The sequence below is a fragment of the Ruegeria sp. AL7 genome (assembly GCF_056536105.1).
Genome location: NZ_JBQFJF010000001.1, coordinates 1,387,529 through 1,403,502, shown reverse-complemented (window position 1 = coordinate 1,403,502; position 15,974 = coordinate 1,387,529). Strand labels below are relative to the sequence as shown.

Here is a 15,974-nt window from a genome sequence, read left to right as displayed (position 1 = left end):
GGCAGAAAACGAAAAGGACCGGGAATCCCGGTCCTTTCATCCTTATTCTGCAGCTTTTAGCGGCGATCCCGGAACCTGATCTATAGGCTCGTCTCGCGGCCGGGTCTCGGATTGTGACGGCTCATCCCACACAATCTCGGTCGCCTGTAGTTTGCGAGCCGAGCGACCAATAGCCATATCCTGCGCGATCTGACTGGACCGCCCCGCAGTCACACGGGCAAGCCCGCGACTGAGCCAGACTGCGTAAGTTGTCACCCAGACACGCAGTGCCAGAAGCGACGGCGTCACGATCAGCGTGAGAACAGTGGCGATGCCAAGACCAAAGACAACCGCTGTGGCCAGCTGTTTCCACCACAGGGCGGTGGGACTGTCGATGGAATAGCCGCCATTGATGAAGTCCAGCGAAAGCCCAAACATCATCGGGGTCAGACCTGCCATAGTCGTCAACGTGGTCAGCAAAACCGGGCGGATACGCGATTCCGCAGTGCGGACGATTGCATCGATCCTTGGCATATAGGCGCTGTATTCCTGATAGGTATCGATCAGAACAATGTTGTTGTTCACCACAATTCCTGCCAGCGCAACGATGCCGGTGCCGGTCATGATGATCGAAAAGGGTTGCTCCATCACGATCATGCCGATCAGCACCCCGGTGGTCGAAAGAACAACCGCCAACAGCACCAGCACCGAATTGTAGAACGAGTTGAACTGGGCCAGCAGGATCACGAACATCAGCCCCAATGCGCCCATGAAGGCGTTCACCAGAAATGCGCCGGATTCAGCCTGCTCTTCCTGATCCCCGGTCCATTCCCAACTGATTGAGGTGGGGAACGGGTCCGTGTTCAGCCACTGCGTTAGCTTCTCGATCCGCTCGTTCGCGTTCATCGGGACGAGTTGCACTGTGGCCTTCTCGGCATCTATCTGGCTTTGAACAGTTGAGATATCAATCGATTGGGTGACTTCTGGAACATTGTACCGAAGTACCTGTGGACTCCAAAAAAGCGAGAACGGGAAAGATCTGGGTTGTATCATGGTGACGTTGTACGCTTCACCATTTCCAGCTCCTTCATCAGTGACCTCGTAACCGAAACCAACGTCGAGCGCTCCGTTCTCTACTGGTTCGCCATCTTCATCAAGTGGGATCATCTGAAGGATCTGAATTCCGTCAATTACATCGGCCTTCACATCGTAATAACGTTGCTGGTCGACACGGTTGATCTGGGCCAGTTTGGCCACGGGTTCCCGGGTCACGAAGTTCGACAGCGGAACCAACCCGTCCGGCGTGCGGACCTTGAGCGTGTCCAATGTTGACAGCACGCGATCCTCTTCCGGCAATCGGACACGGATCTCGATCTCTTCATCTGTGCTGTCGGGGCGCATCTCACCCAGCAGGATGCCGCGTGTCACCAGCTGCACCATGGCACCGACGGTGGCCACATCAGCACCGAACCGGCCGGCCTTGGCCACGTCGACGTCGATCTGCCAGTCGATGCCCGGCAAGGGCAGGGTGTCTTCGGTTTTGATCAGCCCCGGCGTTTCGTCAAAGACCTGGCGCGCGGTGACGGTGGCCGATGTAAGCTCGTCCCAACCATCCCCCTTGATGCGCAGGTGAACGGGCTTGGCCGAGGCCGGGCCCTGTTCCAATGCCAGGATTTCAACAACGATACCGGGTATTGTCGCAAGTTTGTCGTTAAGATCGTCGATTACGTAATCGCCATCATATTCGGGTGCCACAAAGTGGCGCTCAAACAATCCCCACAAAGCGGATTCCGAAACGTTCGGGCGATCTTCCCATGGGATAATTTCGAACTGGACGCGCCCCACCGTATCGGCCGGTGCCTGCGCGCCGCCGGTGTTCTGGTTCAGACCGCCTTCGCCCGCAAAGGAAAAGACGTTGATTACTGCCGGATGAGATCCAATGATCTGTTCGGCCTGCAGCACCATTTCGTCTTTTTCGGCCAGTGACAGGTTGCCACGGGCGCGGACATAAGCAGTTGCCTGTTCCGGTTCGCTTTCAACGAAGAATTCGACACCTCGGGATTCCTGTGGGAACCAGACGAAGGTCACGAAATACACGGCAGAGAAAACCGCCGCCAGCGACACGATCGGCATGATCGGGTTGCCGACAAGGAACCCGATCACATGTCCGAAAGGTGTGTGTTCGTCAGCGGTGTGGACGTGGTCTTCTTCCGCTCGTTCGAACTTGGCCGCGCTCAGCGTTACAGACCCGGCAAAGGCCCCGAACAGGAACAGCAGGGCACCGGCGACCACTCCTCCGGGCAGCAGATAGTCAGGGTTCAGAACCTGCATTGCGCCAAGGAAAATCATGTAGAGCGACGGGGGCACCATCACCGCCCGAACCCACCACCGGGTACGCGCCCGGAGCCAATTCGAAGACCGGTCAAAAACGCGGCTCAGACGCCCCGAAACGCCTCCCATGACCGGCAGGTAGATCAGCGCCACAATCAGCGAAGCCGACAGAACAAAGATCAGCGTGACCGGCAGCATCCCCATGAATTCACCCGGAATACCGGGCCAGAACAGCATGGGCAGAAAGGCACATAGCGTCGTCGCGGTCGAGGATACGATGGGCCAGAACATACGTTGGGCCGCCTCGACATAGGCATGCATCGGGCCGACACCTTCCTTGATGCGTTTGTCTGCGTATTCCACCACCACGATGGCACCGTCGACCAGCATCCCCACGGCCAGGATGAGGCCGAACATAACGATGTTCGAGATACTGATGCCCATGACCGCAAGAAACGCGAAACACAGAAGGAACGAGGTCGGGATCGCAAAACCGACCAAAAGCGCGGCCCTCGTACCCAAAGATGCCAGAACCACGATCATCACCAGGGCGATTGCAGTCAGAACCGAGCCTTCAAGCTGGCTGACCATTGAACCGACAATGCGGCTCTGGTCGTTTGACGTCCCAAGCTCGACCGCCGCCTGAAGCTCGGGCGGCCATTTTGTCTTGGCCTCAGCAATGGTTTCCTTCACCTGCGTTACGGTGTCGATCAGGTTATATCCCTTGCGTTTGACAACCTGCAGCGCGACGGTCGCTTCGCCGTTGAAACGGGCGGTACCTTCGCGATCTTCAAAAGTGTAGTTGATCTGTGCAAGCTCACCCAGCGTTACAACCCGGTCGCCATTGACCTTGACCGGCAAGGCATAGACATCCTGCGCCGTTTTGAATGACGATGGGATCTTGACCGAGAATGTACCCTGTGCGGTTTCGACTTCGCCCGCTGCGATCAACTGGTTGTTGTTTCGCACGACATTGATCAACTCGGCCGCGGTCACGTTGTACGCCTCAAGCCGCAGGGGGTCGATGATGACCTCAAGCAACTCGTCACGATTGCCCGCGATACCCGCTTCGAGAACGGAATCCAGCGCCTCAAGCTCGTCCTGCAAATCCTTGGCGACACGGGCCATTGTGCGTTCCGGAACAGCTCCGGTCAGGTTGACGATGACGATCGGGAATTCGGAAAAGTTGATTTCCGTCAGCGAGTATTGTTCCGCACCTTCAGGGAAATCAGCCTGGGCCGTGTTCATGGCATCGCGCACGTCCGCCATGATCGAGGTCTTGTCCCAGCCGAATTCAAACTCCAGCGCGACCCCGGCATAGCCTTCGGCCGCAGTCGACGTCATTTCCTTGAGCCCGTCGAGATCCGCCAGCTCGGTCTCCATCGGCTTGACCAAAAGGTTTTCCGAGTCTTCTGCTGAAATTCCGGGAAACTGCACCGAAACGAAAAGGGCAGGGATTTCGATATCCGGTTCACCCTCTTTCGGAAGCGAGACATAGGCTAAGCCGCCTACGACCAGTGAAATGGCGATGAACGCCATAACCATTCGGGCCCTGCCTGCGGCCCATGCGACGATACCCGTCATTGCGAGGCTTCCCGATAAGTTGGTGCAACGGTAACACCGCGGATCACGAATTCCTGCCCGACCACGATGATATCAACCGTTTCCGGAAGACCGTCGATCCAGACACCTTCGGCGGTGTCGCGCAGGATGCGGACTGGCATGAAGTCAACAACGTTGCCTGCGCCAACTGTGCGCACACCCAATTGCCCTTCGTTGCTAAGAGTCAGCGCCGATTGCGGCAGCAGGTGGGCTTTCGCGCCCTCGGCGGCGATGCTGATTGTCGCCGTCTGACCGTCGCGAATGGTCAAGTCGGGGTTCGGAACGGTGATTTCCACCTCGAATGTACGTGTTGTCTCGTCCGCGGACCGGCTCAGGAACGTGACCCGACCGCCCAGTTGCCGACCGGTCACAAGTGTTGCCGATGCTTCGGACCCAACAAGCACCCGATTGACTTCGGTCTCGGGTACGAAGCCGACCAGCTTGATCGGGTCCAGTTGAATGACAGTCGCGCAAAGTGATCCAGGCTGCATCAGGCTTCCCAGTTCTGCAGTGTCGCTTTCCAGCAAGCCCTTGAAGGGGGCTTTGATGGTCAGGCGGCCAACCTCTCGCTGTGCGGCCTCGACTGCTGCCGCGGCTGCTTCGATGCCTGCACGCGTGGCTTCCAGTCCGGCTTCGGCTGTTTTCACACCGGCTTCCGCTGAGCTCATCACCGCTTCGCTGGAGATGCGACGGGTTTCCGACGCATAGCCGGTTTCAGCCAGTTTGCGCGAGGCTGTCAGATTGATCTCGGCCTCGGCAACAAGCGCATGTGCCTCTGTCAGGCGTGCTTCGGCTTCGGGTATGCGGCTCTGGGCTTCCAGTTTGCCCGCCATGGCTTCGGCCAGTTGTGCCGGGCGCGTGCCGGGATCAAGCTCGCATAATATATCGCCCGCCTCAACAAACGCACCTTTACGTTTAGGTTCAGAGATAACGGTGGACGTGGTTTCCGAAAGTACTTCGACCTGCCGGTTTGCCTTGGTCTGACCGCGCAGCAGCACGGCGCTGTCAATTTCACGCGCTTGCGAGCGCAGGGCGACAACACCCACTGCAGAGATATCGGAGTTATCGGTTTCCGCTGCTTCGTCTTGTGTTGCTTCCACGGCATCACCGCGTCCGGCAAAGGCGAACAAGGTGTCACGTTCAAACACCAGAAAATACAGTGCAACAATCACGAGAAGGGCGTTGATGAATGAAATCAAACGCATACAGTGTTTCTCCTAAGAATCTGCGCCATTAATACTTGGGCTGTCACGCCATGAAATGGGGTCTGTTCGGCATCTTTTCCATACTGAACTGAATAGTTCGGTTTGCATTTTTTCGCAAGAGGGAAGCAAAGCGGTCAAAATGTGCAAAATCGGACCCTTGGCTTGGCGTTGGTGCCGGGGTATGACATGGCGCACTTATACAAGATAGACAGCCCGGGGGCTTGGATGAGCGATATTGACAGTTTCATTGATGAGGTCACCGAAGAGGTGCGCCGCGACCGGATCTATCTGTTGCTGCGCCGCTGGGGCTGGGTGGGTGTCGTCGCCGTCGTGTTGATCGTAGGCGGTGCCGCTTTCAATGAATACCGCAAGGCGCGGGACACGGCGCAAGCTCAGCAATTGGGTGACACCATTCTTGCTGCGTTGTCCGAAAATGACCCGGCTGCAAGGGCTGCAGGTCTTGCGCAGGCAGAGGCGATGTCACCGGGCGGGAAAGCCGTGCTGGATATGTTGCTGTCCGCGTCACAGGTCGAATCCGGATCCCGAGAGGACGCGGTCAACAGCCTGAACGCGGTGGCCGTACAGGGCGACCTGCCCGAGATTTACCGCGCGATTGCAAGCTTCAAATCGCTGCTTTTGCAGGGTGACACCTTGCCTGCCGCCGATCGACGGCAACAGTTCGAGGCGTTGGCATCCCCCGGAGCTCCTCTGCGGCTGCTGGCGGAAGAACAGTTGGCCCTGATTGACGTGGCCGACGGCAATGTCGATGCTGCGCTGGACCGGTTGCAGGCGCTGCGGCAGGATGCCGAGGTGGGTATCGACCTGCAACAGCGCGCCGCGCAAATGATCATTGCTTTGGGTGGGGAACCTGAACCATTGGTGGCGCAGCAAGGCTGACCAGGCGGGACAAAAGACTTAACGACAGGCGAGTTCGGAGTATCATGGTAAAAAGATTTTTTTCCCGCACGGGAATGCCTTTTGCGGCGCTGGCCCTGATCGCATTGGCGGCCTGTGAACCGCCCGAAGCCATTCTGCCCGGTGAACGCGAGGATATTCGCCCTGTTTCAGATCTTGAAACGGTCGAAAAGCGCGGCTCGCAACCGATCAGCCTGCCGGGGCAACAGGTCAACGCCAGCTGGTCCCAAAGTCCGGGAACGCCCGCGTACCGGACCACGCATGCCGCCTTGCGCGCGACGCCACAGCGGATCTGGTCTGTTTCGATCGGGCAGGGTGACTCGCGCAAGCAGCGCATTACCGCCGAGCCGGTGGTTGCGGGAGGATTGATTTTTACACTGGATTCGGAGGCGACCGTTTCAGCGGTCACACCGCAGGGGCAGTTGGCATGGGAGACCGACCTGATCCCGCCAAGTGATGGCGACTCGGATGCAACAGGTGGTGGCTTGGCTTATGCTGACGGCGTCCTTTATGTGTCGTCAGGGTTCGGTCGGCTGACTGCGCTGGACGCCAAATCGGGTTCTGTGCGCTGGCAAAAACGCTTGGAAGCGACTGGCAGCGGCGCTCCGCTGGTGAACGACGGGCTGTTATACGTTGTGGCCGGAGACGAAACCGGCTGGGCTGTAAACACCAAGGACGGACGCATAGCCTGGCAATTCGAAGGCACACCAAGCGTCGGGAACGTTCTGGGTGCGCCTGCGCCTGCAATTGCGTCTGATCTGGCCGTATTTGCCTTTGGCTCGGGCGACGTAGCCGCCACGTTCCGCCGCGGCGGTATCCGTCGATGGAACGCGTCTGTGGCAGGGGGGCGTCGCGGGCGCGCTGCGGCACAAATCGTCGATGTGACCGGCGGTCCGATGGTTGTTGGCAACAGTATCTACATCGGCAATCACTCGGGCCGGACCGTCGCATTTGATGCCGCTTCCGGTGAGCGCCAGTGGACGGCGGATGAAGGTGCGGTCGATACAGTCTGGCCTGCGGGCAACAGCATTTTCCTGATCAGTGATCGCAGCCAGCTGGTGCGTCTGAACGCGGCGGGCGGGTCTGTCATATGGGCGCAGGACCTGCCGGGCTTTGTCAAGGACAAGCGTGGCCGCCGGGGACCGATCTTCGCGCACTACGGCCCAATTCTGGCCGGGGGTCGTATTGTCGTTGCATCCAACGACGGGTATCTGCGGTTCTTCAATCCAGTTGACGGAACACTGGTACATCAGGCTGAAGTTCCCGGAGGCGCGACAGCATCCCCCGTTGTGGCCGGGCAGACGCTGTATGTTGTTTCGACCAAAGGTGATCTACACGCTTTCCGTTGACGGCAAGATGCGTTAAAGGGCGCAACTTGAGTCTTGAAAGTAGAGTATCATGTCGCTGACCCTCGCCATCGTGGGGCGCCCGAATGTGGGCAAATCCACATTGTTCAACCGCCTCGTGGGCAAACGTCTGGCCCTGGTCGACGACCAGCCTGGTGTGACGCGTGACTTGCGCGAGGGCGAAGGGCGTCTGGGCGATCTGCGCTTTACCGTAATCGACACGGCCGGGCTTGAAGACGCGACAGATGACAGTTTGCAGGGCCGGATGCGCCGCCTGACCGAGCGCGCCGTGGACATGGCCGATGTCTGCCTGTTCATGATCGACGCGCGGGTCGGGCTGACGCCCACGGATGAGATGTTTGCAGAAATCCTGCGCAAGCGGTCCAAGCACGTGATCCTTGCGGCCAACAAGGCTGAAGGCAGCGCAGCGGATGCCGGGGTGCTCGAGGCATACAATCTGGGTTTGGGTGAACCGGTGCGCATGTCGGGTGAACATGGCGAGGGGATGACCGACCTTTATGCTCAGCTGATGCCATTGGCGGATGCAGCCGAGGAAAAACAGGTCGAAGAAGCCCCGGAAACAGATATTGAGCTGGATGAAGACGGTGAGGGCGAAATGCCCCTGATCACCGCTGCCAAGCCGTTGCAGGTGGCCGTGGTCGGCCGTCCGAATGCGGGCAAGTCCACGCTGATCAACAAGATCATCGGCGAAGACCGCCTGTTGACGGGGCCCGAGGCCGGGATTACCCGTGACGCTATCAGCCTGCGGATCGATTGGGCCGACCCGGACGGAGAAAGCACTCCGATGCGGATCTTTGACACGGCGGGAATGCGCAAGAAAGCAAAGGTACAGGAAAAGCTTGAAAAGCTTTCGGTGTCAGACGGTCTGCGCGCGGTGAAGTTCGCCGAGGTTGTCGTCGTACTGCTGGACGCGGCCATTCCGTTTGAACAACAGGACCTGAGAATTGCCGACTTGGCCGAACGTGAAGGCCGGGCTGTTGTTGTTGCTGTAAACAAGTGGGACGTCGAGGAAAACAAGCAGGAAAAGCTGCGGGAGCTGAAAGAAGCCTTTGATCGCTTGCTGCCGCAGCTGCGCGGTGCCCCTCTGGTTACCGTCTCGGCGAAAACGGGCCGCGGGCTTGAGAGATTGCGCGCCGCCATCCTGCGCGCCCATGATGTCTGGAACCGCCGTGTGCCAACCGCGGCGTTGAACCGGTGGCTGACTGCCATGCTGGAACAACACCCGCCGCCGGCCCCGCAGGGCCGCCGCATCAAGCTGCGCTATATGACCCAGGCGAAAACGCGGCCGCCGGGTTTTGTTGTGATGTGTTCTCATCCCGATAAGATGCCCGAAAGCTATACCCGCTATCTGGTCAACGGGCTGCGTCAGGACTTTGACATGCCTGGCACCCCAATCCGTCTGACGCTGCGCGGGCAGGGTGACAAGAACCCATATAAGGGGAGGCGCAAGAAGAATGCGGGCGCCTTGGCCAAGCATCTCAAAGGCCGCGCGTAACTGCGCCAATTTTCAGCATCTTACCTCACGGGGGCGTGACAGTTTCTGTTCACCACGCTAGCATTCATGCGTGTGCATTTGTTTGGGCACGCACTGCTTGCACGCGGACTAGCCGCACCTAGATTTGAACAGAAAACTGAACGGCCATCGTAAGGAGACGGCTGGATGGATTTGAGGGAATATACAAGACATTACGCGGTGCAGGACAACAGATTGGCCGCGGCAAGTTATTTTGGCACATTTGCGGTGTATTTCGCGTCGCTGACCGTTGCGATCACATTTGTTGATCGATGGTACATCATGATACCCGCCGGGATCGTGTTCGCCTTTGCCGCAGTACGGCTTTATGTGCTGCAACATGATTGCGGGCACCACTCTCTGTTCGAGACACGTATGCAAAACGAATGGGCAGGGCATGGCCTGTCTCCCTTCACTTTCGCCCCGTTCGAGGTGATGAAACAGAACCACAATTTGCACCATGCGGGCATCGGAAATCTTGAGCACCGCGAGACAGGTGAAATTCACACGATGACCCTGCGAGAGTGGAATGCAGCTGATTGGAAAACACGTTTGTTTTACCGGCTGTATCGCAATCCGTTCATCCTGGTTCCGGCCGGCGCGTTGTTCACCTATTTCATCCGATACCGCTGGCCCAAGAATACGGCGCGTTTTGGCGCCAAAGGTGTGGTGTTGCACAACCTGTCGATCGTTGTTTTTCTTGGATTGTTGTATCTGATCGCGGGTATGACGGGCATTTGGGTCTGGCTGGTGTTTTCCTTTTTGGGTGGAATGCTGGGCGTCTTCCTCGTTTATCTTCAGCACAATTTCGAAGACACCTATTGGGATCGCCGCCCCGATTTGAACCCTCAGACAGCAGCGCTTGAGGGGTCATCCGCGCTGGATTTCGGATGGTGGTTCGATATGGCTGTGGCTTGCATCACGTTGCATGACATCCACCATTTCAACGCGCGTATCCCATCATATCGCCTGCGTGCCTGCCACTATAACCTGCCGCCGGAATATACCCCCCGCCGGATCAAATTTCCCGAGGCCGTGGCAGCATTGAACCTGAAGCTATGGGACGAAAATGCCAAGCGCCTCGTACCCTTTCCGAGAGACAACCGAACCGCTGGTCTTGCTCATAACTAAGCTGGCAGAACAGAGGCGACCACCACACAGCTTGCGGGCTCGTGTATCTTTTGTATATACGAGTCGGTAACGAGACAGAGAGAGGACCTATAATGACCGCAGTGACCGACATAAAAGGTGTAGGAGAGGCACTTGGCCAGGCCCTTGTTGCCAATGGCTTCAAGACGGCCGAGGCGATAGCCAAGGCCACTCCTGCTGATTTGGTCAAGGTCCCTCGGATCGGTGAGGCGCGCGCGCTGGTTTTGATTGCATCTGCCAAAGATGCCGTTGCTGCAAAACCGCCTGCTGCGAAACCGGCAACACGCCGAACTGCGGCCCGGACGCCCGCGACGCGCAGACCGACCGCACGCAAAGCCGCACCCCGCAAAACAATCGCCGCAGCCGCAGCCGAGAAACGGGTCGAGGAAGCCGCACGCAAGGCGGCAGAAGAAAAAGCAGCCGCCGAAAAAGCCGAGGCTGCTGAAAAGAAAAAGGCCAAAGCCAAGGCTAAGGCCGAAAAAGCCGCGAAGAAGCGCAAAGAGATGGAAGCCGCCTTTTCCAAGGCCAAAGACAAGGTGAAAGCCAAGTCCAAAAAGGACAAAAAGTCAAAAAAGGACGGAAAAAAGAAAGACGGCAAGATAGGCGGAAAGAAGAAGGACAAGAAAAAAGCGAAGAAGTAAAACCTCTTCGCCTTCAGTTGATGTCCTAACCGGTGCCTGACGGTGCCGGTTTTGTGTGTCAGGCCAAAGTACCGTCAAGTTGCAGGGTCAGCTTGCCGCCCAGATAGGGGCCAAGTACCTCGGGCAGCGAAACAGTGCCGTCTTCATTCTGCCCATTCTCCAGAACTGCGATCAGACAACGCCCGACAGCCAGACCGGAACCGTTCAGAGTATGAACAAATTCGGGTTTGCCACCACTTTCAGGCCGGAAACGGGCATTCATCCGACGCGCCTGAAACGCACCTGTGGTCGAGACCGAGCTGATCTCGCGATAGGTGTCCTGTCCGGGCAGCCACGCTTCGATGTCATAGGTGCGGCGCGCGCCAAAGCCCATATCACCGGTGCACAAAACAACAGTGCGATAGGGGATACCCAGCTGTTCCAGCAGATCCTCGGCGCAGCGCAACATGCGCTTTTGTTCGTCATCTGACGCGTCGGGATGGGTGATCGAGACCATCTCGACCTTTTCGAACTGGTGCTGGCGCAGCATTCCTGCAGTGTCCTTGCCCGCGCTTCCTGCCTCGGACCTGAAACAGACGGTATGGGCGGTCATACGGATGGGCAGGGCAGACTCTTCAAGAATGTCACCGGCCACTGAATAGGTCAGCGTGACCTCGGAGGTCGGGATCAGCCACCAGCCATTGGTCGTCTGATAGCTGTCGTCACCGAATTTAGGCAGTTTATCAGTGCCATACATCGCCTCATCCCGAACCAGAACCGGTGTCTGCATTTCTGTCAGCCCGTTCTTGTCGATATGTGTGTCCAACATGAACTGGGCCAGCGCACGGTGGAGCCGGGCAACCCCCTTGGACAGGTTCACAAACCGGCTGCCGCTGGTTTTAGCGGCGGTTTCGAAATCCATTGCGGCTGCGACGGCGGGAATGTCGTAGTGCTCTTTCGGTGCAAAGCTGAAATCGCGCGGGGTGCCCCAGCGGTTGGCTTCGACATTGTCGTTTTCGTCCGCGCCTTGCGGTACGTCATCGGCGGGCAGGTTGGCGATGCGGGCCAGTTGATCGGTTAGCAAGGCATCCAGATCCTTGGCCTCGGTCTGCATCCGGGCGACTTCGGCCTTTTTCTCGGCGACCAGCGCGCGCAGGCGTTCGAATTCAGCCTCGTCGCCGCGCCCTTTGGCTGCACCGACTTCCTTGCTGGCCTTGTTTTGTTCGGCCTGTGCGGTTTCGGCAGCCAGAATCTTGGCACGCCGGCTTTCGTCCAGCCTCAGCAGATCTGACGACACCGGCGCGTCCCCACGGCGCGCTAAGGCGGCGTCGAAAGCGGCAGGGTTTTCGCGAATGGCGCGGATGTCGTGCATGTCTCAGATCCTTGAATGCGTGAATCACTGAACCCGCTTATGCACCATCTGCGGGGCAGGGTGTAGCACCGGTTACGTCTTATCAGCGTCTTCGTGGGTTTCATGCGCCAGATGGCCCTCCCATGCCCCGGCCGGTATTTTAGGCTCAGGCGGGTCAGCCACATAAGAAGGCGTCATGATCTGCACATTGTTTTCGTTAAATACCGCAACAATGTTTCGATGCAGGTCCGAACGGATTTTGGGAATGATGCTGCCGCGGGTGGTATAGCCGTTGATCTGATAGTTGATCGCGTAGTCGGCCAACGCCGTCCACAGCACAAAAGGTTCAGGATTGGCCTTGATACCTTTGGTGCGGTTGGCGGCCTCAATCAGCATCGCCTCAACCTTTTCAGGGGGTTCTTCGTAGCCGATGCCAACGGTCGTGTGCAGCAACAGCCCGTTACCATCAGTTTTCTTCGAAAAGTTCACGACATCTGAATTCATCAACTGTGCATTGGGGATTGAAATCAGTTCGTTCTTGATCGACTTAAGATGGGTCTCCATCAGTTTGATCTGAACGACATCGCCGATATGGTCTCCGATTTGGATACGGTCGCCGATTGAGGTAGACCTGCGGTAAATCACAAAAAGCCCGGCCAGCATGTTGGACACGACTGAATTCGCGCCCAAAGACAGCATGGCGCCGACCAGAAGGGTTAACCCCTGGAACGCGGCCGAGTCTGAGCCCGGAATATAGGGAACCGCAAAAACCAGCGCGATCAGAATAACGACGACACGGGCAATGTTGAACGTCGGGTTGACCCAGTGTTTTTCGAAATCACCCATTTCGAACGAACCGGCTTCGACCGCATCAAAGAACACGCGCAGACCTTTGATGATATACAGCATGACCCATGTGATCAGGCCCAGCATAATCAGATTGGGGATATAGCTGAGGATGCCCCGGAAGATAAGCAGCACCGGCTCGGTCAGATAGGTTAGCAGAAGCTGTGCGAAATATCTGGTTTCCGCAAAAGCCAAAAGAACAAAGGACAGGTAATAGTAGAAACCGAGAAAGAAGATGATCAGCAGCACGAAGTTCAGACCATAGCGGATAAGGGCCGCGATTGCTTCGGCCTGAACGCTTTTGGCTGTCGCCGTTTCGACATCCTTTAAGTAGCGTTTTACCAGCTTCAATGTGCGACGCCTGATCCGACGGTGCAGCCACAGGATTGTGACAACAAACAGGGCAAATCCCAACGTCCAGGCAGCCGCTTCGATAGCACCGGAAACGCGCGCCTGATCGGTTCGGTTGGCTCGATACGCCTCAATGGATTGTTTGATCGCATTGCCATGCAAAACGCTCAGAACACTTAGTTCCATCTGATCCAGTTCAGAGTCAGCTTTAGTAACGATCGAGATTCTTTGGCCATCGGCCAGAATCCAGATGCCAAATTCGGTCTCTTCATATGTGATCTCGACCAAAGGTGCTTCCGACGCTTCCGCAACCGCAATGATCTTGTTCTGTACGTCCTCGGCGCGCTCCGGAGCAGGCAGAGCGCTTGATCCTCGCACCTGAAACAGAACGTCCCCGTCCACGATGACCGGGGCCATGAACGTGTCCGATTCCGAAGTCTCGGACAGGGGCGATTCAGCGGGTGCTTCCTGCGACAAGGCCGCACCAGACAGCCACACGCTCACCGACAGGGCAGTCAGTAAATAAAGCAACGAAAGGAAAGGCTTGAGTGGCCGTGTCATGTGTCCCCCTTCAGATAAACTATACCCGGTTTCGGTTATGTTCCTAGGACATATCTGCAACGCTTTGCCCGTAGTTGCCGGGACATGCCTGTATTCAAGTGGGTTACATGACCGCCTTTGCTTGCAAACCGACATTTCAAAGCATAGGTTCCGCCCAAATTTGCGGAACTGTGCCGCAAGACTAGAACAAAGGAATGTCCCATGGATGGTGGCGCAATCGCCCAGTTTCTCCCGCTGATCCTGATCTTCGCGATCATGTATTTCCTGCTGATCCGTCCGCAGCAAAAGAAGATGAAGGAACATCAGGCCATGGTTGATGCCGTGCGTCGGGGTGATCAGGTGATCACGCAAGGCGGCGTGATCGGCAAGGTATCGAAGGTCAAGGAAGGCGATAACGAGATCGAGGTCGAAATCGCCGAGGGCGTCAAGATTCGCGTGGTCAAATCGACCATCGCCCAGGTTCTTAACAAGACCGAGCCGGCGAAGTAACTTCGCGCGACAATTCCTTGAAAAGGCAGGGTAATGCTGCAATTTGATACCTGGAAGCGGGTTCTGATCTGGCTGGTCTGCGTGACCGGTCTGCTCATGGCCCTGCCAAACGCGTTTTACACGCGGGTCGAGCAATCCAACGACGCCAAGGCTGCGATCGAGCTGGGCAATGACACGCCGCAGATACAGGCTGAAGCCGCGCAATGGCCGAACTGGCTGCCGTCATCCCTGGTCAATCTTGGCCTCGACCTGCGCGGCGGTGCGCATCTGCTGGCTGAAGTTCAGGTGCAGGACGTCTACGAATCCCGGATGGAGGCGATGTGGCCGGAAATCCGCGACGCGCTGCGCGATGAACGTGCCACGGTGGGAACCATCCGCCGTCAGGACTCGGCCGCGGATGAGATTCGCGTGCGCATCAGCCAGCCCGAAGGAATGCCACAGGCGTTGGAGGTTGTTCGCGGTCTGGCCCGGCAGGTGCAGACACTGACAGGTGTAGGTGCCACAGATATCGAAGCCCGTGCGGATGGCGACACGATTGTTGTTCAACTGTCCGAGGCAGAAAAACTGGCCTCGGATGATCGCACGGTGCGTCAGGCGCTGGAAATCATCCGCCGCCGGATCGACGAAGTCGGTACGCGAGAGCCCACAATCCAGCGCCAGGGGACGGATCGAATCCTGATTCAGGTGCCGGGTATCGGCAGTGCGGGCGAACTTAAGGAAATCATCGGAACAACGGCACAGTTGACGTTTAATCCGGTTGTCGGGCGCGGAACCGATCCGGATGCCGTCGCAGGCGTCGGTGAAAAAATCGTGCCGTCGATTGACGAAAACGAAGTTTATTACAACATCGAATCCGCTCCGGTCGTGACAGGAGAGGAACTGGTCGACGCCCAGCCGTCCTTCGATCAGAACGGCCGCCCTGCGGTCAACTTCCGGTTCAACACATCCGGTGCGCGCAAGTTCGGGGATTATACCCGTGACAACATCGGCGCACCCTTTGCCATCGTGCTGGATGATGAAGTGATCTCGGCCCCCGTGATCCAAAGCCATATCCCGGGCGGGTCGGGCATCATCACCGGTAACTTCACCGTTGAGGAAAGCACCAATCTGGCCGTCCTGCTGCGTGCCGGTGCTTTGCCTGCAGGGCTAGAATTCCTGGAAGAACGCACCATCGGCCCCGAACTGGGGCAGGACAGTATCGACGCAGGTAAAGTTGCCACAATCGTGGCCTTTGTCGCGGTGCTGGTATTCATGGCGCTCAGCTATGGCCTGTTCGGTGTCTTCGCCAATATCGCGCTGATCATCAACGTGGGCCTGTTGTTCGGCTTGCTGTCCCTGATCGGCGCAACACTGACACTGCCGGGGATTGCGGGGATCGTTCTGACGGTCGGTATGGCAGTGGATGCCAACGTGCTGATCTTTGAGCGCATCCGCGAAGAACTGAAATCCGCCAGAGGTCCGGCCCGCGCCATCGATCTGGGCTATGAAAAGGCGTTGTCGGCCATTCTGGACGCCAACATAACCACTTTCATCACCGCCGTTATCCTGTTTGCCATGGGCAGCGGCCCTGTGCGCGGGTTCGCGATCACTCTGGGCCTGGGTATCCTGACATCCGTCTTCACCGCGATCTTCGTGACGCGCCTGATGGTTGTCATGTGGTTCGAACGCCGCCGACCGAAAACGATCGAGGTTTGA

Annotated in this window: 11 protein-coding genes; 7 read left to right on the top strand and 4 right to left on the bottom strand. The window is 57.6% G+C overall.

Annotated elements, in window-relative coordinates; genetic code table 11:
- Positions 1-42 precede the first annotated feature (42 nt).
- On the bottom strand, positions 43-3,894 hold the full coding sequence (locus ACR3E2_RS07010) for an efflux RND transporter permease subunit (protein WP_480480314.1): 3,852 nt from the start codon (positions 3,892-3,894) through the stop codon (positions 43-45).
- Complete coding sequence (locus ACR3E2_RS07005; RefSeq protein WP_480480316.1) at positions 3,891-5,117, bottom strand: efflux RND transporter periplasmic adaptor subunit; 1,227 nt, start codon at positions 5,115-5,117, stop codon at positions 3,891-3,893. The genes ACR3E2_RS07010 and ACR3E2_RS07005 overlap by 4 nt, the downstream gene beginning before the upstream one ends.
- A gap of 225 nt (positions 5,118-5,342) precedes the next feature.
- On the opposite strand from ACR3E2_RS07005, the gene ACR3E2_RS07000 reads away from it, so the two are divergent.
- The 5 genes from ACR3E2_RS07000 to ACR3E2_RS06980 all read left to right on the top strand — a co-directional run bounded on the left by ACR3E2_RS07000 (position 5,343) and on the right by ACR3E2_RS06980 (position 10,702).
- Positions 5,343-6,014 (top strand): hypothetical protein, encoded by a 672-nt coding sequence (locus ACR3E2_RS07000; protein WP_480480318.1) that lies wholly within the window; start codon positions 5,343-5,345, stop codon positions 6,012-6,014.
- Positions 6,015-6,058: 44 nt separating this feature from the next.
- The gene (locus tag ACR3E2_RS06995; RefSeq protein ID WP_480480320.1) at positions 6,059-7,381 is read left to right on the top strand and encodes a PQQ-like beta-propeller repeat protein; all 1,323 of its coding nucleotides are present in this window, start codon (positions 6,059-6,061) and stop codon (positions 7,379-7,381) included.
- A gap of 49 nt (positions 7,382-7,430) precedes the next feature.
- Positions 7,431-8,894, top strand: coding sequence for a ribosome biogenesis GTPase Der (gene der / locus ACR3E2_RS06990; protein ID WP_480480322.1), 1,464 nt, complete (start codon positions 7,431-7,433; stop codon positions 8,892-8,894).
- A gap of 165 nt (positions 8,895-9,059) precedes the next feature.
- Positions 9,060-10,043, top strand: a complete 984-nt coding sequence (locus ACR3E2_RS06985) for a fatty acid desaturase (RefSeq protein WP_480480324.1) — start codon at positions 9,060-9,062, stop codon at positions 10,041-10,043.
- A gap of 92 nt (positions 10,044-10,135) precedes the next feature.
- Positions 10,136-10,702, top strand: a complete 567-nt coding sequence (locus ACR3E2_RS06980; RefSeq protein ID WP_480480326.1) for a helix-hairpin-helix domain-containing protein — start codon at positions 10,136-10,138, stop codon at positions 10,700-10,702.
- A gap of 58 nt (positions 10,703-10,760) precedes the next feature.
- Here ACR3E2_RS06980 and serS read toward each other — a convergent pair whose 3' ends face one another.
- Positions 10,761-12,053 (bottom strand): serine--tRNA ligase, encoded by a 1,293-nt coding sequence (serS, locus tag ACR3E2_RS06975; RefSeq protein ID WP_480480328.1) that lies wholly within the window; start codon positions 12,051-12,053, stop codon positions 10,761-10,763.
- A gap of 72 nt (positions 12,054-12,125) precedes the next feature.
- The gene (locus ACR3E2_RS06970; protein ID WP_480480330.1) at positions 12,126-13,790 is read right to left on the bottom strand and encodes a mechanosensitive ion channel family protein; all 1,665 of its coding nucleotides are present in this window, start codon (positions 13,788-13,790) and stop codon (positions 12,126-12,128) included.
- Between the two features lie 201 nt (positions 13,791-13,991).
- Here ACR3E2_RS06970 and yajC point away from each other — a divergent pair, with 201 nt between their 5' ends.
- Together yajC and secD are read left to right on the top strand one after the other, a co-directional pair.
- Positions 13,992-14,279, top strand: a complete 288-nt coding sequence (yajC, locus tag ACR3E2_RS06965; RefSeq protein ID WP_209503494.1) for a preprotein translocase subunit YajC — start codon at positions 13,992-13,994, stop codon at positions 14,277-14,279.
- A gap of 33 nt (positions 14,280-14,312) precedes the next feature.
- A complete protein-coding gene (gene secD / locus ACR3E2_RS06960) occupies positions 14,313-15,974 on the top strand; it encodes a protein translocase subunit SecD (protein ID WP_480480332.1) in 1,662 nt (553 codons plus the stop codon).